Below are 22,017 nucleotides of genomic sequence, written 5' to 3'. Positions count from 1 at the left end.
AAATTCTTAAAAAGTCCGCTGGCCGGGAGGGTTTGCCGCAAAGTCAGGTTGCCGCAGCTGCCGCTGGCGTTTCAGGCAAGTCATCGGAGGCGGCGGGTTCGGTTTTGTCCGTTTCCAGCCTTTGTAGCAATTTTGGCACGTCGAAAGCGGCAAAGCCCTGATGCTCGCTGGTGACGACAAGGAAGGCGCCAGAGGGGTGGATGTCGATCCCTTTGGGTCCGCCTTCCTGATCGTTGTATCGACCGGCTGCGAAGGTTTCCTTGTCCATGATCCGGAACGAGGCGGTGGGCGTTCGATCGCCGTCCCATTTGGCCGTGTCGTCCCGCCAGTAATGGATCAAAGGCGCACCCGCATCAGCGGCCATCAGGCGCCGCCCTTTGTCGAAGAACCGCAAGCCGTGAGGATAGGCCATCCCCAGAAGGCGGCCCACAGGATGAGCGTTCGGTCGCAGGTCGTCATAGTGGGAATAAAGCCGGATGGCGTTTTCATTATGGTTTGAAATCGCGACGCGTGCCGTTTCCGGGCAGATCGAAACACCATCGGGAATTTCCATCCCGCGCTGTAAGGCAATCCGCCCACCGAACGGCAGATGCAGATCCCCAAGGCGCAGGAAGCGCGGGCTGGCGACGGTGTTACGATAGTTGAGGCAGGTCAGTAGTTCATAGGTAAACCGACCTTTCCGCGTGACCGCGACAGAGCCTGGTGTTTTCAACTTGTGCTTCATCCAGATCCGCTTGCGGCGCATAAGCATCTTGGCTGGAACGGTCCGACCATCAAAGGGGACCTGCGGCAGCTTCAGGATAATCAGGCGGCCATCCCGGTTGGCCACGGCAATCGTGGTTTCGTCGATGAAGTCGATCCCATGCGGTCTGGACAGCCGCGGATGGGTCAGGGTCAGCTTGCCCTCGATCCGGACGACAAGATTACCTGCGACATGTTGTTGAGAGATTTCGAACAACAGGATTGTGTCGGTCAAGAACCCGGCGACGGCGATCACCTTGCCATTTGGAGAGAACCGGCAGTCTTCTGTCCGTTTCAGGTTCACAGCTTCCGAAGACAGCCCGTCCGCCAATTCGATTCTTGCCGCAGAAGACAACCCGTCCACGGCCGCTGACAGTGACTGTGCTCCTGCCTCGATGATCTCGATCATATCCACCAAAACCCCACTTCCCGAAGGCAGGCTATGTTTCAGGATTTATTCGTGCAAGTGATCCTCTCTTTTCTGCAGGGATTTTTTGCTGTATGTGCCCCCCATCTGAGACGTAGCGCGATGGACCCCGGCGCTCGAAAGTAAGGATAGTGGGGTCGGCGGCAATGGGGCCGCCATGACAACGGAGGACCCGGAGGGCCGGGAGAGCCTCCTTTCAGGATAAACAGATGTTTAACGAAGTGAAAAAATCGATGCAGTGGGGCGAAGAGACGCTCACACTGGAAACCGGCAAGGTTGCACGTCAGGCCGACGGCACAGTGATTGCGACGCTGGGCGAAACCAGCGTTATGGCCAACGTGACTTTTGCCAAGGCACCGAAGCCGGGTCAGGACTTCTTCCCGCTGACGGTCCACTACCAAGAGAAATACTATGCTGCCGGTAAAGTACCCGGCGGTTTCTTCAAGCGCGAAGCGCGCCCGACCGAAAAAGAAACCCTGACCGCGCGTCTGATCGACCGTCCGATCCGCCCGCTGTTCGTCCCTGGCTTCAAGCACGAAGTTCTGGTGATGTGCACCGTGCTGTCGCACGACCTGGTCAACGACCCCGACGTTGTTGCGATGATCGCAGCCTCGGCCGCGCTGACCATTTCGGGCGCACCGTTCATGGGCCCGATCGCCTGTGCACGTGTTGGTTTCGTGGATGGTGAATACATCCTGAACCCCGAAGTCGACGATATGGACCAGCTGCGCACCAAGCCGGACCAGCGTCTGGACCTGGTTGTTGCGGGTACCAAAGACGCCGTGATGATGGTGGAATCGGAAGCCTACGAACTGACCGAAGCCGAAATGCTGGGCGCCGTGACTTTTGCGCACGAACAGATCCAGCCGGTTATCGACCTGATCATCGATCTGGCAGAAGAGTCGGCGAAAGAGCCGTTCGAATTCACCCCGCCGGATTACAGCGAGCTGTTCGACGTCGTGAAAGCGGCTGGCGAAGAGAAGATGAAAGCGGCCTACGCGATCACCGACAAGCAAGAGCGCGTTGCCGCTGTTGCCGCCGTCAAGGAAGAGCTGATCGCTGGTCTGACCGAGGAACAGCAGGAAGATGCGAACCTTGGCTCGGCCCTGAAGAAGCTGGAATCCACCGTGCTGCGCAGCTCGGTTGTGAAAGAAGGCAAGCGGATCGACGGTCGTGCGCTGGATGAAATCCGCCCGATCGTTTGCGAAACCAAGCTGCTGCCGCGGACCCACGGTTCGGCCCTGTTCACCCGTGGTGAAACCCAAGGTCTGGTTGTGACCACTCTGGGCACCGGCGACGACGAGCAGATCATCGACGCCCTGCACGGCAACTATCGCTCGAACTTCCTGCTGCATTATAACTTCCCTCCCTATTCGGTTGGTGAAGTTGGCCGCGTAGGTTCGCCCGGTCGTCGTGAGATTGGCCACGGTAAACTGGCATGGCGCGCACTGCAGGCTGTTCTGCCGGCGGCAACCGACTTCCCCTACACCGTCCGCGTTGTTTCCGAGATCACCGAATCCAACGGTTCGTCCTCGATGGCGTCGGTCTGTGGTGGTTCGCTGTCCATGATGGACGCAGGCGTTCCGCTGAAAGCACCGGTTGCAGGCGTTGCGATGGGTCTGGTTCTGGAAGAAGACGGTTCCTACGCGGTTCTGTCCGACATTCTGGGTGACGAAGACCACCTGGGCGACATGGACTTCAAAGTCGCAGGTACCGAAAACGGCATCACCTCGCTGCAGATGGACATCAAGGTTGCGGGCATCACGCCCGAGATCATGGAAAAAGCCCTGGCCCAAGCCAAGGCAGGCCGTCTGCACATCCTGGGTGAGATGAGCAAAGCTCTGACCGAAGCATCCGAGTTCTCGGTCCACGCGCCGCGCATCGAAACCATGACCGTACCGACCGACAAGATCCGTGAAGTGATCGGCTCGGGCGGTAAAGTGATCCGTGAGATCGTTGAAGTTTCGGGTGCCAAGGTCGACATCAACGACGACGGTGTCATCAAGATCGCCTCGCCGAACGGTGAAGCTATCCAGAAGGCCTATGACATGATCCACGCGATCGTGGCAGAGCCGGAAGAAGGCGTGATCTACAAAGGTAAGGTCGTGAAGATCGTCGACTTCGGCGCCTTCGTGAACTTCTTCGGCAAGCGGGACGGCCTTGTGCACGTCAGCCAGATCGAAAACCGCCGCCTGAACCACCCGTCCGACGTTCTGAAAGAAGGTCAGGAAGTCTTCGTGAAGCTTCTGGGCTTTGACGATCGAGGCAAGGTTCGTCTGGCCATGAAGATGGTCGATCAGGCAACTGGCGAAGAGATCCAGAAAGAAGAGAAAGCCGACTAATAAGTCGACCAGCTTCCAGAAATTCAGAAGGGCCCAAATGGGCCCTTCTTTTTTGTTTTAGAACTGCCAGGAAACAAAGACTTTGCCCTGATGGTCCTTGTAGCCGTCTCCCGCGAAGCCACCGCGATACTCGGCGCCGATGACTGTGCTGCCGCGCCCGCTTTTGTTGCGGTTCAGGGTGACACCTATTCCGACGTCGACCCATTCGCTGTCGCTGCCGTCGGAGGGCAGGGACATGGTTGGCAGGTTAGAGCCATCAAACGCAGCGTTGACACTGAAGTCACCGCCCGAACGGGTTGCGAGTGCGGCATGACCGTAGGCCTGCATCGACCAGCCGTTGGACATTTGATGCGTGTTGGTTTCACCGCGCAGGCCAATCCGACCGATAAAGAGATCGCTGTCGTAATCTTCTACGGCGAGATTATAAATCCCGGCGCCGGTCTCGGTGTAACCGTCTACGCCCAAGTTGTAATATTCGACCGAAGCCATGGGCCCGACCAGACCCCAGGACACAGGCATCAGATACTCTGCGTCCAAGGCAGCGAAGATCATGTCACCCTTGGTCGAGCCGGTAGCGGTCTCATCGACCGAGCCAAAGGCAATGTGTCTTGTCGTGTCAAAGGACAGGTTTTGCAGCCCGAGAACCGCCTGGATGGCCGCGTTCTGGGACGCTTGGTAACGGGCGAAACCAGCGACAGAGAAGCCGTCGGCATCAACTGAACCAAGCCCATCGTCGATGTCCGCCTCACCATTGTGCAGGCCAAAGATAACACCGGCGCTTAGGCTTTGGGTCACGTTGGTTTCAAACCCACCGACAAAGCTAGCGCGGTCGGCATCATATCCGGCACTGTTCAGTGTCGCATCCTGTTCCGCGACACCGCCGCCAATCGAAACAAAACCTGTTGTCGTTTCGGACATGGTCCAAGACCCGGTTCCTTTGGTGGAAACGGTTGCGCCATCGTTTGATGCCTTGGCTTGCGACAACGCAAACAGAACGTCCGAACCAAAGGAAAAGGCAAGGCCCGGTGCTGCTCCTGCAAAGCTGTGGCCAAGGCTATCAAGCGCCTCTTGTTGTTCTTCTTCGGTTCCCAGCGCCAGCACATCGTCGATGACACCCAGATAGGCTTCATCCACGTTTAGATAGGGGACATTTGCGGCATCCAGCGTCCCGGCGACTGTGAACTGCAACGGTGTTTCGCTGGCCTCGACAATCGGTGCGAATGTCGGAACGATACGCAGGGTGAATTCGCCCAACGCGATGTCGCCCGTGTCGATGTTGAAGTTCAGGTTGAGGTTCGAAAGGTCTTCAATCGGCCCTTCGGTGAAGATTTCGTCGGAGTCCATCAGCGCGACGATATCAAGTGGAATCTCTGCGCCATCTGCATAGCCCAGATCCAGCTCATCTACGCCCAAGGCACCAGCCAGATCGCTCAGGCGAATGCCAAGGTCCTCGGAGCCGTCGGGGGCAAGAGCACCCCAAACCCAACCGCCTGCACCGCTATCTGCACGGTTATCATACCAAGCGATAAGTGCGTCTTCGTCGGTGGTGTCCAGAACGTTTTCGTCCCAGAACATCCCGTTCGGGATCATGGTTCGGGCGAGAAGAGCATCGCCAAAGCTGGCCAGATGCACGTCATTCGCCAGATTTTCGGCAAGCAACGTGGTCAGGTCTTCGTTCGAGGTAAAGACCATCCCGGCACGTTCGTCGTCGAAGAAGCCGATGTACCCTTCGGCTCCGCCATCGCCAAACAGCCCACCGGGTAGAAAGACCCGCTGCAGGGGGGCTTGTCCGTCAGTGGCCCCGTCCAGAAACGGCCATTCGGCCGCATTCTCGCCTACCAAATCAATAATCTGGTCAAAGAGAACGGCGGCCTCCGGGCTGGCCGGATCCATTAGGACAAAATCTTCCCCGGTCCCGGTTCCCAGCAGAAGCTCGGCCGCGATGATCCGCGCGCCTGTCGTGTTCGACATTTTGCCGAAGTTGAAGTACTCGGTCACGCCTGCGCTATTGGTCGTTTCGAAGGTCAGATCCAATGGCTCGGTGCCAGTGAGAAACAGCTTGTACCGATTGCCCGCGCCGGGGCCCTCTGCGCACCCGGCACCAATCACCGACGCCCTCAGGCAGTTTTCAACACCGCTTGGCGAGAACCCATTGCCGACAAAGTCGTCGTTGTTCGGGTCGCCGGTGATCGCATTGATTCCGGGATCCACCACGTTCTCATCTTCATCAAGAAGGACGAACCCATCACCGGTAACGTTGGTTAAGCCATCGATCGTTCCGGCGTTTAGCGATGTCGTTAGCAGACTTGTCGCAAGGATCGACAAGCCCGCAGTCAATTTGGCTCCGGTATTCATTAATAGTCCTTCCCTAAAATCGATTTCGGAAGGACATTAAAATTCGACCTATGCGAGATGCTTTGATCGAAATCAATTTTTTGAATATGTATGGATTCTGCAAGGAACCAAGGCTCTTTAACGCCTAAAAGAGACCGTAGATTGGCCCTGCTTCGGAAAGAGGAAATTGCGTGTTTTCAGAAGGGGCTGGGTGCCGTGACAGTCATCCCTTTTCCACTTTCAGGATGATTTACACGCAGGCTTTCCGCGTGCAGCATCAACCGCGGGGCGTCGCGCGCAGGGCCTTCTGCGTAGAACGGATCGCCAAGGATAGGGTGACCGATTTCGCGCATGTGGACTCGCAGTTGGTGGCTGCGGCCTGTGCGCGGGTAAAGACGAATGCGTGTGGCATTGTCTTCGTAACGCAGAACGCGCCAGTCCGTGACGGCGGGCTTTCCGGTTTCGAAATCCACCTTCTGTAGCGGCCGGTTTGGCCAGTCGACTATCAACGGCAAATCAACGGTGCCGGTCTTTTCTTCGACCTTGCCCCAGACCCGCGCGACATAGGTTTTACGTGCTTTGCGTGTCTCGAACTGTTTGCCCAGATGGCGTTGTGCATGGGGGCTGAGGGCGAAGACCATGACGCCCGAGGTGTCCCGGTCCAGCCGGTGGACCAGTAGCGCTTCGGGGAAGGCGGCTTGTATGCGGGTCAGCAGGCAATCGGCCAGATGTTCACCGCGCCCGGGCACCGACAGAAGGCCGGTCGGCTTGTCCACGAACAAAAGTTCGTGGTCCTGATGCAGGATCGACAGCGGTGTGTCGGGCGGGTTGTACTCGGCGCTCATATCGGGCGGTTAGCTCATCGCCTGTGCGGGCTCAACCCCTGCGAAGACCTTGGCCAGGATGTCCGTCAGGGCGACGCTGTCCTCTTCGTCAAATGCGTCAGGCTGGTCACTGTCGATGTCCAGCACGCCGATCAGCTCTCCGGTGCGGCCCCAAACCGGCAGAACGATCTCGGATCGGGTCGAGCTGGCGCAGGCGATATGGCCGGGAAAGGCATCGACATCGGGGACAAGCTGGACCTCGCCGGTCCGGGCCGCAGCCCCGCAGACACCGCGCGAGAACGGAATGACCAGACAGCCGTGGCCGCCCTGATAGGGGCCGATCTTCAAGGTTTCGTTGCCAACGTTTCGGTAGAACCCGGTCCAGTCGAAGCGGTCATCGGCATGGTGCAGTTCGCAAACCACGGTGGCCATCAGCGCGACTTCGTCGGTTTCACCCTCTGTCAGGGCCGCGATTGATCGGGAAATATCGGAATAGTTTATGCGCATGGCGATTTCTTTCACCCAAGAAGTTGCTTGGATACCTTTCGGTAAGATTTGCTGATTAGCGTTTTTCATGGATTTGACAGGAGGTCATTATGAATCTTACGAAACGCCGCGAGGGCGATGCAATTGTCATTGAGGCAAGCGATACCCGTATCGATGCGGCGGTGGCCATCCAATTCAAGGACAAGATGAAAGAGCTGACCAGCGAACCGGCAGAGCGCGTGATTTTGGATCTGCAGATGGTCGAATTTCTGGACAGCAGCGGTCTTGGGGCTGTCGTCGCCGCGATGAAGCTGTTGGGCTCGGCCCGCAAGTTGGAACTGGCCGGGCTGACCCCGACGGTGGCCAAGGTGTTTCGCCTGACCCGCATGGACAGTGTCTTCCTGATCCATCCCAGCGTCGATGAGGCACTGGGCACTGGCGCCAACGCCGCCTGACCGGAGCGTTTGCGCATGGAAACCGAAGACTTGTTGGATTTAACGATCCACAGCGATCTGCGGGGGGTTCGTCATGGGCTGGACCGTGTGAATACGGTTTTGGTTGCAAATGGATATGATGCCGACCTGCGTGGGTCAGTTCAGATTCTTCTGGCAGAGGTGATGAACAACATCGTCAAACATGCCTACGGTGAAGGCGGTCAGGGCATGATCAAAGTGTTGGTGACGGTGTGCGAGCCAAGTTTACAGTTTCGGATTACCGACACAGGGGTGCCCCTGCCTGATTTCGCTGCTCGCCCGAAAGACTATGATCTAATCAACACCCCTGTTGAGCACCTGCCGGAAGGGGGATTTGGCTGGAACTTGATCAGCCAGATTGCGACCAACCTCGATTATTGCCGCGAGGACGATCAAAACATCCTGACGTTCGAGATCAGGCTGTCTCAGCATGGTCAGGGTTTAAGCTTGGATGAACGGGCCAACTTACAGCCCCAACCGGGTGGCTGACCGGTATCAGTTCAGCGCGAATTGCAGCGGGTAAGACCCGTCCTCAAACTCGCCGAACATGCCGTCGACGTCGGGGTGGCCAACAGGCTCGCCCGTGTCATCAAGAAGCAGGTTCTGCTCGGACACATACGCCACGTAGTAGCTTTGATCGTTTTCGGCCAACAGGTGGTAGAAGGGTTGATCCTTACGCGGACGGCTGCCTTCGGGAATCGACTCGTACCATTCGTCGGTGTTCTCGAACTCTGGATCGACATCGAAAATCACACCGCGAAACGGGTGCTTGCGATGCCGCACCACCTGTCCCAGATGAAATTTTGCCCGTGTCTTCAACATAAGTCCTGCGCCAAAGCGCCCCGTGCTGGAATCCGCCCGCGCCCCATGCGCGGACAGTAAGTTTCTTTCCCTATCTTTAAGCGCAGGATTTGACCAGAGCGGAACGTCACGCCTACCTGAATTCCCTAGCTGATCACGCAAAAGAGTACAGACCCTGGCAACTTTGCCTTTCTCTTATGCTCTGTTTTCCCTTATCCTGAGGAAAAGAACCAAAATCATAAGGCGAGGATTGATGAGCAGACTTCTTCGCATCGGACTTGTGGTCCTGTTAGCGTCGTGCGGTGGCGGAGGCGAAGGCCCCCCACGCAATCTGGACAATGCCTGTAGCATCGTCCGGGAGAAACCCAATTACCTTTCCGCTTTTGAGCGGACAGAGCGTCGATGGGGCGTTCCGATGCATGTCCAGATGGCAACGATCTATCAGGAAAGCAAATTCGACGCTGATGCGCGCACCCCGTATCGGTGGGCAATTGGCGTGATCCCCATGGGGCGGCAAAGTTCCGCCTTTGGTTATAGCCAAGCGCTGGACGGAACCTGGGATGAATATCGCAAGCAGACGGGCAACAGGGGCGCGCGCCGCGACAGAATTCGCGATGCGACCGATTTCATGGGCTGGTACATGAACGAAAGCCTGCGCCGCAACAACATCTCGCTTAGCGATGCCCGCAACCAGTATCTCGCCTATCACGAAGGCCAGACGGGCTATGCCCGGGGTACGTACCGTAACAAAAGCTGGCTGATGCGCGTGTCGTCAGAGGTTGGCCAGCGGGCGCAGGTCTATCAGAGCCAACTGGCCAGCTGCCGCGTCTAGTTCGCGCGCATACGGTCTTCGATCTCGAAGGGAATGTTGAATTTGAAACTGGAGATGTCCCCTCCGGTTTCAAATTTTTCCAATGCGACCGTGGTCTCGCCGCCCACATCATCAACGATCACCCATTTGGTTAGGGTCACAGGGGCTGGTGCAAAGTGCAGCCGGATCGACCCGTATTCGGGGTGCTCGGGGTCTTGCGCGACGATGACGGTTTCGCCCTGATATTCCTGATGGGCGACGACCATGTTTTCGGCGTTCAAGTTCACACTACGCTTCAGGATTAGATTCAGGGGCGTGCGCTTCAGCGGGTATTCGCTTGGCGGCTGGTTCGACTTGTTGTCAAACACCGCAACGGTCCCGCCGCCGGCCATCACCAGCGCATCATTGGGCGGGTCGTATTCGAACCGCGCCCGGCCCGGGCGCTGCAGATAGAACCGCCCCGTCGAACGGGAGCCATCCGAATTGTACTGTGTAAAACCGGCCTCGGCCGTTTTGAAACCGTTGAAATAGGTCGAGATCTGGTCCAGCGACAGCTTTTCCGCTGCGGCGGGTCCAGCAAGGCCCAGTAGAAACCCGGGCAAGAGGGCGAAACGAAGTGCTTTCATACTTACCTATCTAAGCAAAGGCCGGGGCGATTACACCCCGGCCAAGCTCACGAAATTGTTGGGTGGCACGGCGCCGCCTATTGCTCTGGCACAAGGATTTCCCGCTTGCCCACGTGGTTGGCCGAGGACACGACGCCTTGGTCTTCCATCTGCTCAACCAGTCGGGCGGCTTTGTTATAGCCGATCGCCAGTTTGCGCTGGATGTAGGACGTCGAGCACTTGCGATCCTTGATGACGATCCCAACGGCCTGATCGTACAAAGCGTCCTCGCCATTGGTATTTCCACCAAGGCCAAGCACAAGGTCGATGTCGCTTTCCTTGTCGTCATCCGGGCCCTCGACGACACCACTCATATATTCGGGTGGGCCGAAGGATTTGAGGTGATTGACGATTTCCTCGACCTCTTCGTCGCTGACAAACGGGCCGTGGCAACGGGTGATTTTTCCGCCGCCGGCCATATACAGCATGTCGCCCATGCCCAAGAGTTGCTCGGCGCCCATTTCACCAAGGATGGTGCGGCTGTCGACCTTCGAGGTCACCTGGAACGAAATCCGGGTTGGGAAGTTCGCCTTGATTGTACCGGTGATAACGTCGACCGAGGGACGCTGCGTGGCCATGATCAGGTGGATGCCCGAGGCACGCGCCATCTGGGCCAGACGCTGGATGCAGGCCTCGATTTCCTTGCCTGCAACCATCATCAGGTCGGCCATCTCATCGACGATGACGACGATATAGGGCAGCAGCTCGGGGGCGAATTCTTCGGTCTCGAAGATCGGATCGCCGGTTTCATCGTCAAAGCCGGTCTGAACGGTACGAGAGAACATCTCGCCCTTCTTCAGCGCATCGCGCACGCGGCCATTGTAGCCGTCGATGTTGCGCACGCCCATTTTGGACATCTTGCGGTAACGCTCTTCCATCTCTCCGACGACCCACTTCAGGGCGACGACCGCCTTCTTCGGGTCGGTCACAACGGGCGACAGAAGGTGCGGGATGCCATCATAAACCGACAGTTCCAGCATCTTCGGGTCGATCATGATCAGGCGGCATTCTTCCGGTGTCAGCTTGTAAAGCAGCGACAGGATCATGGTGTTGATCGCCACGGATTTACCAGAGCCCGTGGTCCCCGCGATCAGCAGGTGAGGCATCTTGGCAAGGTTCGCGACAATCGGATCGCCGCCGATGTCCTTGCCCAGTGCCAGCGGCAGGGTCTGTTTGCCGTCGCCAAAGGCGCGGGCGGACAGGATTTCACGCAGGACCACCTTTTCGCGGTGGGCGTTGGGCAGTTCGATGCCGATCACGCTGCGGCCGGGGACGGTCGAAACGCGGGCCGCCAGAGCGGACATCGACCGTGCGATATCGTCCGCCAGACCGATAACGCGGCTGGCTTTCAGGCCGGGGGCGGGCTCTAGCTCGTACATGGTGACGACGGGGCCGGGACGGACCGAAACGATTTCGCCCTTTACGCCATAATCGTCGAGAACGGTTTCCAGCATCCGGGCGTTTTCTTCCAGCGCCTCATCGGACAGGTGGTGACGTTCGATCGAAACCGGGTTTGCCAGCAGGTTCAGCGGCGGCAATTCATAGTCGCTGCTGCTTTCGGCGAACAGGGTGGGCTGGGCTTCGGCCTGCGCCTGTTTCGACGGCTGCGGTGCCTTCTTTGGCGGGTGCTGCACGACCTTGCGCGGCTGCAGGACCGGCGGCGGAGTGTATTCGGGGCGCGGGGCTGCGGCGTAGGCCTGTGCCTCGTCAATCGAGGTGTCCTCTGCGTAATCCGTATCCGCCGAAAGCATGGGTTCTTCTGCGATCGGCGCGTCCATTACCGGCGCTGCGTCACGGGTCAGTTGCGGCTCGGCGCGGGCCACGGTGGTGGCATCGGGCGACAGGGAGGGTTCGATCCGCATCGGCTGCGGGCCCTTGGCACGTCGCACGCGGTTCTTGATGACGTCGTTGATCTTTTCCTTGATCCGCTCGTCCGATGGGCTTTCGGTGTGCAGCGCGGCCTCTGGCAACTCGCGTTCCACGAGTTCGGGTTCAGGCGCGCGGCGCAGAAGCGAGGGCATACGGGCGAACAGGCCCGGGCGTTCGGCGTCTTCGATCACCGGCTCGTCGTCCCATGTCTGCTCAGACCGGGTGACAATCGGCTCGGACGGCATTGTCGCTTCGGCACGGGTGCGCTGACGCTCGCGCAGGGCGGCGGCCCCTTGGGCGGCTTCGGCTGCGCCGCGGCCCAGCCAATGACGGATCTGTGCGTAAGCGGTGATCAGGCTGATCAACGAGAACCGCAGGATGGATTTCAGCTCTGTCCGGTCAAAGCCCAGCACGAACAGCATCATGGCAACCATGCCAACACCAAGGATCAGTGCCAGAACCTTCAGGCCAAAGGTCGCGCTGATTGGCAGGATAGTCAGAAGGGCGGCAAGAACGGTGTCGCCAAACAGCCCGCCCATGCCAAAACTATGGGTCCAACCAGCGGGGGGGACGTGGGTCGAGGCATAGATCGAAATCAAGGCAAAGCCGATCGGCGCGAACAGAACACGCGGCAGCACGCGATCGCTGCCCCGATGCATCACAAAGCGCAAACCCCAGGCAAAACAGGCCACAGCGATGCCCCAAGCACCCCATCCGGCGATGACATAAAGTGGCGACGCCAAAGACGCCCCCGTCCGGCCCAGCCAGTTTGCGGCGGGCTCGTCCGTGGCGCTAAGCCAGCTTGGGTCGTCAGGAACGTAGGACCACAGCATCATGCCAACCAAGATCCCGATTCCCATCAGGGTCAGGCCCATCAACTCGCGTCCCTTTTGTTCAAGGGCCGCTTGTGTGTTGGAATCCAAAAGCGGGTCGCGCTGCTTCATATGATAAGATGCCATACCGTCCTCACCTATACAGGCAGTCGCGAAGCGTGATGAGCCCGCGCTGCGTTTCTTCTTTTGGGGCCACCAAGGCGACCCTTAGATACCCGGCGCCGGGGTTTTCCCCGTTCACCTCTCGCGCCAGAAAGGCGCCTGGCAGGACCCGTACGCCGGTCTCTTGCCATAGTTTCAGTGCCGCCGTTTCCCCGTCATCGACAGGAAGCCACAGAAAGAACCCGGCCTCGGGCGGCATATAATTTGGGATGTCGCCAAGCAGCGCATCCGCCATTTCAAATTTTTCGGCGTAAAGCGCGCGGTTTTCGATCACGTGCTCTTCATCCGCCCAGACCTTTTCCGCCACACGTTGCAAGGGCAGGGGCAGGGGGGCACCGGCATAGGCGCGCAGCTGCTTCATCTTGGCGATATTGGGTTCGCTGCCCGCAACAAAGCCAGAGCGCAGCCCCGGCAGGTTCGACCGTTTCGACAGCGAATGGAAGATCATCAGCTTGTCAGGGTCGAAGCCAACCTCTTGCGCGACTTCCATCGCGCCCGGCGGCGGGTCGTTGCGGTAGATCTCGGAATAGCATTCGTCGGCGAAGACGCGGAAATTGTACTTCTCGGCCAGAGCGAACAGGTCTTTCCAATAGTCTCGGCTGGCCACGGCGCCCTGCGGGTTCGACGGCGAGCAGATATATGCCACCGCCACGCGATTGAGGATCTCTGCCGGTAAGGAGGCGTAGTCCGGCAGGAACCCGGTTTCGCGCGTGGCGGCAACATAATGCGGTTGCGCGCCAACTGTGAGAGCGGCCACCGCATAGACTTGGTAAAACGGGTTGGGCGTCAGCACGATCGGCTGCGCGCCATTCTTGGTCTCGGGGCACAGGGCTAACGTGGCGTTGAACAGCCCTTCGCGGGTGCCGTTCAGGGCCAGAACCTGCGTCGCAGGGTCAATATCGACGCCATAGCGGCGCTTGATCCAACTCGCGATAGAGGCCTGTAGTTCAGGAGAGCCATCATTCGGCGGGTATTTCCCGAAACCGGCGACGTTCTCGGCAATGATGTCAGAGACCCAAGCGGGAAAGGCGTGTTTCGGTTCGCCAATGGTCATATGCATGACCTCACCGCCCGGCGCATGCACGTCGAGAAGGCTCCGCAGACGCGGAAACGCGTATTCTGGCAGGTTCGAAAACCGCTCGGGATAGGTCAATGGACCCATTATGTGCCTCAATTCTTGGGGTCGTTTCGCCCCTTATTGCCCCGACGATACCGGGCAAATCGCGTCCCGTCCAGAAAAAGCAAGGGAATCCACCGGGTTGAGGGGCGTTCTTGTGGCATTTGAGTCATGCCCTATCGCGGCATCCCCGCGCATGGACAATCCTGCCTGCACGCTCATATTGAGGGCCATGGACTTTGATTCTGATGTTGTGATCGTAGGTGGCGGGCTGAACGGCCCTACCTTGGCCCTGGCGCTGGCGCAGGCGGGGATGGCAGTGACTGTTGTCGACGCGCTTCCGCTGGATCAGCGGGCTGATGCTGGCTTTGACGGGCGGGGATATGCGCTGGCGCTTGGCTCTGTCCGGATGCTGCAGGCCTTGGGTCTGTGGGATGGGCTGAAAGACAGCGCGCAACCCATGCTTGAGATCAAGATCACCGATGGTCGCGCGGGTGAGGGGCCTTCACCCCTTTGGCTGCATTTCGACCACGCGGAAATCGAAGAAGGCCCGATGGGCCATATGATCGAGGATCGTTATCTGCGTCGCGCCCTGCTGGACGCGATGGCGGCTGAGGACCGGATCACGCAAATTTCGGAAGATACTGTTGTTGCGCAGGATGTGCAGTCGGGGGGCGTGAGTGTCACGCTGGCCTCGGGGCGCGGGCTGCGGTCACGGGTCCTGATCGGCTGTGACGGACGTAAAAGCGGCACCGCCGAACGCGCCGGGATCAAGCGGCAGGGCTGGGACTATGGCCAGACCGCGCTGGTCTGCGCAATTGGCCATGAACTGCCGCACAACGGCATCGCGCATCAGTATTTCATGCCTGCGGGTCCTCTGGCGATCTTGCCCCTGCCGGGCAATGCCAGTTCCATCGTCTGGACCGAGTCCAACGAGCGTGCCGCCACCATTCAAGCACTGGATGACGAGGCCTATCTAGAGGTCCTGCGCCCCCGGTTCGGGGATTTCCTTGGGGAGATTCATCTGGCCGGCGCGCGTTTCACCTATCCGTTGAACCTGACCCTTGCTGAACGGTTCGTGGACCAGCGATTGGCGCTGGTTGGCGACGCCGCGCACGGGGTGCACCCGATCGCGGGGCAGGGGCTGAACCTTGGGTTCCGCGATATTGCCGCCTTGGCCGAAGTTCTGGTCGGCGCCCGTCGTCGAGGTGAGGATATCGGCGCGATTGACGTTCTGGAACGCTATCAGCGGTGGCGCCGTTGGGACACCGCCGCGCTGGCCGCCGCGACGGACGGGATCAATAAGCTGTTTTCGAATGACAATCCGCTGCTGCGGGGGCTTCGCGATCTTGGCCTTGGCGCGGTGAATGCCATGCCCGGCCTGCGCCGCAGCTTTATACGTGAGGCCGCCGGGCTAACCGGCGACCTGCCGCAATTGATGCAGGGGCGGTCACTGTAAATCGCCTCGACGCCCTAGCGGACGCAGGGGGGGTGTATCAGGGGCCAGCTTCCAGAAGGGTAAGCCTGACCGCAGGGCGAAGCGTCAGTCGCGGGATTTGGTCAGGTCGAGGAAGACATCTTCCAGATCCGGCTCTTCGGTGGCCACGTCGCGAATGTGCAATCCGTGGGCGCGCAACTCTTCCATCAATGCCCCGGTGCCGATCTGGCTGCGATTGTAGGTGAAGGCCAGCGCATCGTTTGGACGCCGTTCCATCGTGACACCTTCGGGAAGGGGTAGCGTTGCGGGGGCATCGCCATGGGGATAGATCACCAAAGTCTTGCCATCGAGGCGGTTCAAAAGCGCATTGGTGCTGTCGCGGATGACGACCTCTCCGTGGTTGATGATGGCGATCTCGTCGCACATCTCTTGCGCTTCTTCTAGGTAATGGGTGGTCAGGATCACGGTTAGGCCGGTTTCCTCGTTCAGGCGGCGCACGTTCGTCCACAGCATCTGGCGCAGTTCGATATCGACGCCTGCGGTAGGTTCATCCAGCACCAAAACCTGCGGGTTGTGAACCAGCGCCTTGGCCAGCAGCAAGCGGCGACGCATCCCGCCCGACAGCGACCGGGCATAGGCATTGGCCTTGTCAGCAAGCCCCACCATGTCAAGAATTTCCATCGAACGCCGCTCTTGCTTTGGCACGGCATAAAGGCCTGCCTGCACCTCAAGCGCTTCGAATGGGGTGAAGAAGGGGTCTAGGTTCAGCTCTTGTGGCATGACACCGATGGCCGCGCGGCTTTGGCGCGGGTTCACATCCTGATCCCAACCGCGAATTTTGACCTTGCCCGAGGTCTTGTTCACCAGTCCCGCCAGAATGTTGATCATCGTCGACTTGCCGGCGCCATTGGGCCCCAGAAGCCCAAAAATAGAGCCAGCGGGGATTTGCAGATCGACGCCCTTCAGCGCGTGTTTCGGCGCTCCGCCCCCGGCGGCGGCATAGGTTTTCTGCAGCCCTTCAATTTCGATCGCATAATCGACCATTTGGATGCCCCTTCCGGCTTGCCCCTGTGCGCGCAATCGCTATCATGCCCGCTGATCTAGGGCCACCATATAGGCCATCAAGGACGGAGCGGAAACCATGACCATCGAAGCCCCTGAAACTGAAGTTGTCGCCCAGCGCCGCGTGGCCTGTGATGGTGGCGAAGGGGCATTGGGCCATCCGCGTGTCTGGCTGAGCATCCCGCATGACACCAATGAGGTCGAATGCGGCTATTGCGACAAGAAATACATCTACGACCCGGCTAAAGCGGTCGAGAAGTAATCCAACTATCATCGCCCCAAAGCCGAAGCCTTTCGGGGCGCGATGCGCGCCGGGAGGGCATGAGATGAGCTTTGGAAAAGGGTGCCATCTGCACCTGATCGACGGGTCGGCCTTTATCTTTCGCGCCTTCCATGCGCTGCCCCCTCTGACGCGCAAATCCGACGGCCTGCCGATCGGGGCGGTCAGCGGGTTCTGCAACATGCTTTACAAGATAGTCGAGGACAACAAAGGTCCCGACGCGCCGACCCATGTGGCGGTGATCTTCGACAAGGGCAGCCACACGTTCCGCAACGACCTGTATGACCTGTACAAGGCCAACCGCGATGCGATGCCGGAAGACCTGCGTCCGCAGATGCCTCTGACCCGCGAAGCCACCCGTGCTTTCAACATCGCCTGCATCGAACAAGAGGGGTTCGAGGCCGACGACATCATCGCAACGCTTGCGCGCCAAGGGCGCGAAGCTGGCGGGCGCGTGACCATCATCAGTTCCGACAAGGACCTTATGCAGCTGGTCGGCGGCGGGGTCGAAATGTTCGATGCCATGAAGAACAAGCGCATTGGCACCGAGCAGGTGGAAGAGAAATTCGGCGTCGGCCCCGAGCGCGTGATCGACGTTCAGGCCCTTGCGGGCGACAGCGTGGATAACATCCCCGGCGCCCCCGGCATCGGCGTGAAGACCGCCGCGCTTCTGATCAATGAATACGGTGACCTGGAAACCCTTTTGGACCGTGCCGAAGAGATCAAACAGCCCAAGCGCCGCCAGACTCTGCTGGAAAAGCGCGACCAGATCGAGCTGTCGAAGAAACTGGTGACGCTGGACCAGAACATGGATCTGGACTTCGGGCTGGAAACGCTTGAGGTCCGGGATCCAGAGCCTGACGCGCTTCTTGGATTCTTGAACGAGATGGAGTTCCGCACGCTGACCAAGCGGATCGCGGACCAGCTGGGGGTCGAGCCCCCCGCCGCACCTGAAATTGCACCCGAGGCCAATGCCCCGGACGAGCCCGAAGACCTTCCGTTCGAGCCCGAGACGTACGAATGCGTGCGCGACGCCGCCGCCCTGCAGGGGTGGATCGACCAAGCCTATAAGCGCGGCTATGTGGCGGTCGATACAGAGACCACCGGCCTTGATGAAATGCGCGTCGATCTGGTGGGGATTTCCCTGTCGGTCGAGCCCGGCAAAGCCTGCTATATCCCGCTGATCCACAAAACGGGCGACGATGACCTGTTTGGGACCGGTGCGCTGGCCGAAGGTCAGATGGATGAGGCCGAAGCCCTGAGAATGCTGAAGCCCATGCTGGAAGATGCCAGCGTCCTGAAGATCTTCCAGAATGCCAAATACGACTGCAAGATTTTCACCCGCTACGGGGTCAATGTTGCCCCAATCGACGACACGTTGCTGATGTCCTACGCCCAGAATGCAGGGCTGCATAATCACGGCATGGACACGCTGTCAGATACCTATCTGAACCACACGCCGATCTCGATCAAATCACTGCTTGGCACGGGCAAGTCCGCGATCACCTTCGACAAGGTCGATATCGACGAGGCCACCAAATACGCCGCTGAAGACGCCGATATCACCCTGCGCCTGTGGCAGCTGTTCAAGCCGAAGCTGCACCAAAAGCGCGTCACCACTGTCTATGAAACGCTGGAACGCCCGCTGGTGCCGGTGCTGGCCAAGATGGAGATGTCGGGCATCAAGGTCGACCGCGATACCCTGTCGCGCATGTCCAACGCCTTTGCCCAGAAAATGGCAGGGCTAGAGGCCGAATTGCACGAACTTGCGGGCCACCCGTTCAATGTCCAATCCCCCGCGCAGGTGGGCGAAATCCTGTTTGGCGAGATGGCGCTTGAAGGCGGCAAGAAAACCAAAACTGGCCAGTGGTCTACCCCGGCGCAGGCCTTGGAAGACCTTGCCACAGAGCATGACTTCCCCGCGCGGGTGCTGGACTATCGCCAGCTGCAAAAGCTGAAGTCCACCTACACCGATGCGCTTCAGGAACACATCAACCCGGATACGGGTCGGGTGCATACCTCATACATTCAGTCGGGTGCGAATACCGGGCGTCTGGCCTCGACCGATCCGAACCTGCAAAACATCCCCGTCCGATCCGAGGAAGGGCGCCGCATCCGCGAGGCATTCGTTGCCGACACCGGCAAGGTTCTTGTCAGCCTCGACTACAGCCAGATCGAGTTGCGCATTCTGGCCCATGTCGCCGGGATCGACAGTCTAAAACAGGCCTTCCGCGATGGCCACGACATTCACGCGATGACCGCGTCAGAGATGTTCGACGTACCACTGGACGAAATGACGCCCGATATTCGCCGTCAGGCCAAGGCGATCAACTTCGGTGTGATCTATGGCATCTCGGGCTTTGGTCTTGCCCGCAACCTGCGCATCCCGCGGGCCGAGGCGCAGGGCTTTATCGACCGGTATTTCGAGCGTTTCCCGGGCATCAAGGACTACATGGATGACACCGTGAAGTTCGCCAAGGAACACGGGCATGTCGAAACCCTGTTCGGCCGCAAAATCCACACGCCCGAGATCAATGCCAAGGGCCCACACGCAGGCTTTGCCAAACGCGCCGCGATCAATGCGCCGATCCAAGGCACCGCCGCTGACGTGATCCGCCGCGCAATGATCCGCATGCCCGACGCCATCGAAAACCTGCCCGCGACCATGCTGCTGCAAGTCCACGATGAACTGATCTTTGAGGTGGAAGAAGGTGCAGTCGATGATTGCATCCCGGTCATCCGCGACATCATGGAAAATGCCGCCGACCCTGCCGTCCATCTGGACGTGCCGCTAACCGTCGACGCAGGGCAAGGTGCCAACTGGGCCGAAGCACACTAAGACCATTTTCCAGTCAAGGGTTTCGGATTCACTGCGCGCCTTAGCCTTTATGCTTTGGTGCGCCTTCATGCCCCTCGTGGTTAGGCGACGCCTCCGAATGCCACCCCGGACAGGTCTGCCATGTCTCTTTTCCATGTCGTCAGGTCATTTGCATTGAACTTCGACAGGTGATCGTGGCCGCAAGCGCGGGCCATGACCTGCATTAGTTCGACCGAGGCATCGAAGAAATTGGCCAGTTGGCGGGCGGACTTTTCGATCTGCAGACGGTTCACCAGATGCGGTTTTTGCGTGGCGATGCCGACGGGACAGTTGTTCGTGTGACAGGCGCGCATCGCGATGCAGCCAATGGCCTGCATGGCAGAGTTCGACAGGGCCACGGCATCGGCCCCAAGCGCCATCGCCTTGATGAAGTCGGCAGGTTTGCGCAGCCCGCCCGTGATGACAAGCGTCACGTCTTTACGGTCCAATACATCCAGATGCCGCCGGGCGCGGGCCAGTGCGGGGATGGTGGGGACAGATATGTTGTCCCGGAAAATGGTCGGCGCCGCGCCGGTGCCGCCACCGCGACCGTCAAGGATGATGTAGTCCACGCCAACCTCTAACGCGGCATCAATGTCCTTCTCGACATGCTGCGCTGACAGCTTATAGCCAATGGGAATGCCACCCGTGCGGTCGCGCACCTCGTCGGCAAACTCCCTTATCTGTGCTGGGTCCGTCCATTCCGGGAACCGCGGCGGAGAGATCGCATCCTGCCCCGGATTTAACCCACGGACCTCAGCAATCTTGGCTTTGACCTTCTTGCCAGGCAGGTGACCGCCGGTGCCGGTTTTCGCGCCCTGTCCGCCTTTGAAATGGAAGGCCTGTACGTCGGCCAGCTTGTCCCAGCTAAACCCAAAACGGGCCGAGGCAAGCTCGTAGAAATAACGCGAATTGGCCTGTTGCTCTTCCGGTAGCATGCCGCCTTCACCAGAGCATATTCCGGTGCCCGCCAATTCCGCCCCGCGGGCCAACGCAACCTTGGCCGGTTCCGACAAGGCGCCAAAGGACATGTCTGAGACGAAGAGCGGGATTTTCAGACGCAAGGGTTTCTGCGCGTTGGGGCCGATCACCACTTCGGTGCCAACCGGATCGTCATCCAGAAGCGGTGCCCGATGTAGCTGCGCCGTCAGCAGCTGAATGTCATCCCAGCTTGGCAGCTGATCGCGGGGCACCCCCATGGATTCGACGCGCCCGTGGTGCCCGGTCTTGGTCAGCCCGTCGCGCGCATATTGCTGGATGAGACCGTTGTTGGGCTCTTCCGCAGTTCCGTGGGAGGTGTCGGCGTAAAGCCCCAGATAGGCATCACGGTTGAACGGCTGGGGGTTTTCCTGCGCCCAGGCTTTGATTCCGTCTTCGTCGACCCAGACCTGTCCGTCTTCTGCCCACGACCGGAACTTGGGCAGAGCCTCTTCATTGGCATATTCCGAGACCCCGCTGTCCAGCCTGTAATCCCAATAGTGCAATCCACAGATCAGGTTTTTGCCGCTGACGAACCCATCTGACATCAGCGCGCCCCGGTGCAGGCACCGCCCGTAGAAGACCGAAACCTCGTCATCAAAGCGCACCACCACCAGATCGACCTCGCCGACCAAAGCGTATTGCGGTTTTCGATCCGGTAGGGATGCCAGGTCTGCGACGGAAACTCGGTTCATGTGCGCGCCCTCCAAACTTGCAATGTCCGTTGAGGTCCAGTCAGCGGGAGGCAGGCATCAAAATCAACAATTTTAGCGGCTGAGGGCCCACAAGTTTTTGCGAGGTCACACAGATGGCCGCCGCCGAAGAAGGCTTGCCACTTTTAGGGTTCCTACCGGTTTGCTCCCGCAGTTCGACGGTCATCGCGCTTTGTCCAACCCGCCTTTTGGCAGCGTTTCGTCAGGATGTTTCCAGCTCTGCCGAGGGGATGACCGGAAAGAACGTCCCGCCCGACCAGACACCGAACCAGTCATCCTTGTGGGTGCCGATGTCGACGAGCCGGTAAAAGCTTTTGCGGTCAATCAGCGCCTCAAGGTTGGACCGGATCAGGACGTAAGGCGCAGGTTCGCCTGTCTCTGGGTCACGCTCTACGCGGATCGGGTGATCGGGGCCGGCTGTCACGCTGTCCTCGACATTGGTGGTGAAGGTCAGGGATTGCTCTTCGCCTTCGCCCGTCGCCTCTAGATCGATGGCCACGAAAGGCGCGTCTTCGACGGTGATGCCAACTTTTTCAACCGGGGTGACCAGAACGTAATCTTCACCATCCTTGCGAATGATCGAGGAAAACAGCTTCACCAGAGAGTGCCGGTTGATCGGAGAGCCCTGATAGAACCACGTCCCGTCCCGCGCGATCCGCATCTCCAGATCACCGCAGAAGGGCGGGTTCCACAGATGCACCGGCGGCGGCCCCTTCTTGGATGCCTTTTTTGCAGCCGCTGCGATGCCATCTGCGGTCGGTTTCACGATCATTTGTCCAACTTCTCTTTTTGTCATTTGTGCGA

18 protein-coding genes are annotated in these 22,017 nt (G+C 59.3%); 7 read left to right on the top strand and 11 right to left on the bottom strand.

All coding sequences use genetic code 11. From position 1 onward, the window contains the following. Window positions 1-43 precede the first annotated feature (43 nt). Window positions 44-1,150: a YncE family protein gene (locus CLM58_RS01130; protein ID WP_095594076.1), complete on the bottom strand. Its 1,107-nt coding sequence runs from the start codon at window positions 1,148-1,150 to the stop codon at window positions 44-46. Between the two features lie 227 nt (window positions 1,151-1,377). Here CLM58_RS01130 and pnp point away from each other — a divergent pair, with 227 nt between their 5' ends. Beyond that, window positions 1,378-3,510, top strand: coding sequence for a polyribonucleotide nucleotidyltransferase (gene pnp, locus CLM58_RS01125; RefSeq protein ID WP_095594075.1), 2,133 nt, complete (start codon window positions 1,378-1,380; stop codon window positions 3,508-3,510). Between the two features lie 57 nt (window positions 3,511-3,567). On the opposite strand, the gene CLM58_RS01120 is transcribed toward pnp, so the two are convergent. From CLM58_RS01120 to CLM58_RS01110, 3 genes are all read right to left on the bottom strand, one after another. After that, the gene (locus CLM58_RS01120) at window positions 3,568-5,865 is read right to left on the bottom strand and encodes a choice-of-anchor F family protein (protein WP_095594074.1); all 2,298 of its coding nucleotides are present in this window, start codon (window positions 5,863-5,865) and stop codon (window positions 3,568-3,570) included. 176 nt (window positions 5,866-6,041) lie between these two features. Then, window positions 6,042-6,689, bottom strand: coding sequence for an RluA family pseudouridine synthase (locus CLM58_RS01115; RefSeq protein ID WP_095594073.1), 648 nt, complete (start codon window positions 6,687-6,689; stop codon window positions 6,042-6,044). A 9-nt stretch (window positions 6,690-6,698) separates the two neighbouring features. Next, a complete protein-coding gene (locus CLM58_RS01110) occupies window positions 6,699-7,175 on the bottom strand; it encodes a GAF domain-containing protein (RefSeq protein ID WP_095594773.1) in 477 nt (158 codons plus the stop codon). Window positions 7,176-7,264: 89 nt separating this feature from the next. On the opposite strand from CLM58_RS01110, the gene CLM58_RS01105 reads away from it, so the two are divergent. Both CLM58_RS01105 and CLM58_RS01100 read left to right on the top strand, forming a co-directional pair. Continuing rightward, entirely contained in the window at window positions 7,265-7,609 is a 345-nt protein-coding gene (locus CLM58_RS01105) for an STAS domain-containing protein (RefSeq protein ID WP_095594072.1), read from the top strand. 15 nt (window positions 7,610-7,624) lie between these two features. Continuing rightward, window positions 7,625-8,116 (top strand): ATP-binding protein, encoded by a 492-nt coding sequence (locus CLM58_RS01100; protein ID WP_095594071.1) that lies wholly within the window; start codon window positions 7,625-7,627, stop codon window positions 8,114-8,116. Window positions 8,117-8,122: 6 nt separating this feature from the next. Here CLM58_RS01100 and hspQ read toward each other — a convergent pair whose 3' ends face one another. Next, window positions 8,123-8,449, bottom strand: a complete 327-nt coding sequence (gene hspQ, locus CLM58_RS01095) for a heat shock protein HspQ (RefSeq protein ID WP_095594070.1) — start codon at window positions 8,447-8,449, stop codon at window positions 8,123-8,125. A gap of 232 nt (window positions 8,450-8,681) precedes the next feature. On the opposite strand from hspQ, the gene CLM58_RS01090 reads away from it, so the two are divergent. Continuing rightward, window positions 8,682-9,260, top strand: a complete 579-nt coding sequence (locus CLM58_RS01090; RefSeq protein ID WP_095594069.1) for a transglycosylase SLT domain-containing protein — start codon at window positions 8,682-8,684, stop codon at window positions 9,258-9,260. Here the strand turns inward: CLM58_RS01090 and CLM58_RS01085 are convergent. From CLM58_RS01085 to CLM58_RS01075, 3 genes are all read right to left on the bottom strand, one after another. Next, window positions 9,257-9,865 (bottom strand): LolA family protein, encoded by a 609-nt coding sequence (locus CLM58_RS01085; RefSeq protein ID WP_095594068.1) that lies wholly within the window; start codon window positions 9,863-9,865, stop codon window positions 9,257-9,259. The genes CLM58_RS01090 and CLM58_RS01085 overlap by 4 nt on opposite strands. A 77-nt stretch (window positions 9,866-9,942) precedes the next feature. After that, window positions 9,943-12,732 carry a DNA translocase FtsK gene (locus CLM58_RS01080; RefSeq protein WP_095594067.1) on the bottom strand — a complete coding sequence of 930 codons (2,790 nt, stop codon included), beginning with the start codon at window positions 12,730-12,732 and terminating at the stop codon, window positions 9,943-9,945. A 7-nt stretch (window positions 12,733-12,739) separates the two neighbouring features. Next, entirely contained in the window at window positions 12,740-13,930 is a 1,191-nt protein-coding gene (locus tag CLM58_RS01075) for an aminotransferase class I/II-fold pyridoxal phosphate-dependent enzyme (RefSeq protein ID WP_095594066.1), read from the bottom strand. 151 nt (window positions 13,931-14,081) lie between these two features. On the opposite strand from CLM58_RS01075, the gene CLM58_RS01070 reads away from it, so the two are divergent. Beyond that, window positions 14,082-15,344 (top strand): FAD-dependent monooxygenase, encoded by a 1,263-nt coding sequence (locus CLM58_RS01070; RefSeq protein WP_188720541.1) that lies wholly within the window; start codon window positions 14,082-14,084, stop codon window positions 15,342-15,344. An 84-nt stretch (window positions 15,345-15,428) separates the two neighbouring features. Here CLM58_RS01070 and CLM58_RS01065 read toward each other — a convergent pair whose 3' ends face one another. Then, complete coding sequence (locus tag CLM58_RS01065; protein ID WP_095594064.1) at window positions 15,429-16,367, bottom strand: ABC transporter ATP-binding protein; 939 nt, start codon at window positions 16,365-16,367, stop codon at window positions 15,429-15,431. Window positions 16,368-16,464: 97 nt separating this feature from the next. Between CLM58_RS01065 and CLM58_RS01060 the strand changes: the two genes are divergently transcribed. Continuing rightward, the gene (locus tag CLM58_RS01060) at window positions 16,465-16,647 is read left to right on the top strand and encodes a zinc-finger domain-containing protein (protein WP_095594063.1); all 183 of its coding nucleotides are present in this window, start codon (window positions 16,465-16,467) and stop codon (window positions 16,645-16,647) included. Window positions 16,648-16,711: 64 nt separating this feature from the next. Further along, window positions 16,712-19,504 (top strand): DNA polymerase I, encoded by a 2,793-nt coding sequence (polA, locus tag CLM58_RS01055; RefSeq protein WP_095594062.1) that lies wholly within the window; start codon window positions 16,712-16,714, stop codon window positions 19,502-19,504. 80 nt (window positions 19,505-19,584) lie between these two features. Here polA and CLM58_RS01050 read toward each other — a convergent pair whose 3' ends face one another. Together CLM58_RS01050 and CLM58_RS01045 are read right to left on the bottom strand one after the other, a co-directional pair. Beyond that, window positions 19,585-21,195: a glutamate synthase-related protein gene (locus tag CLM58_RS01050; protein ID WP_095594061.1), complete on the bottom strand. Its 1,611-nt coding sequence runs from the start codon at window positions 21,193-21,195 to the stop codon at window positions 19,585-19,587. A gap of 220 nt (window positions 21,196-21,415) precedes the next feature. Continuing rightward, on the bottom strand, window positions 21,416-21,985 hold the full coding sequence (locus CLM58_RS01045) for a DUF1285 domain-containing protein (RefSeq protein ID WP_095594060.1): 570 nt from the start codon (window positions 21,983-21,985) through the stop codon (window positions 21,416-21,418). Window positions 21,986-22,017 lie beyond the last annotated feature (32 nt).

The organism is Actibacterium pelagium (assembly GCF_002285415.1).
In the GTDB taxonomy this organism is placed as follows: domain Bacteria; phylum Pseudomonadota; class Alphaproteobacteria; order Rhodobacterales; family Rhodobacteraceae; genus Actibacterium_B; species Actibacterium_B pelagium.
Note: the sequence above shows the minus strand (reverse complement) of the source record. Positions and strands in the feature narration are given on the sequence as shown.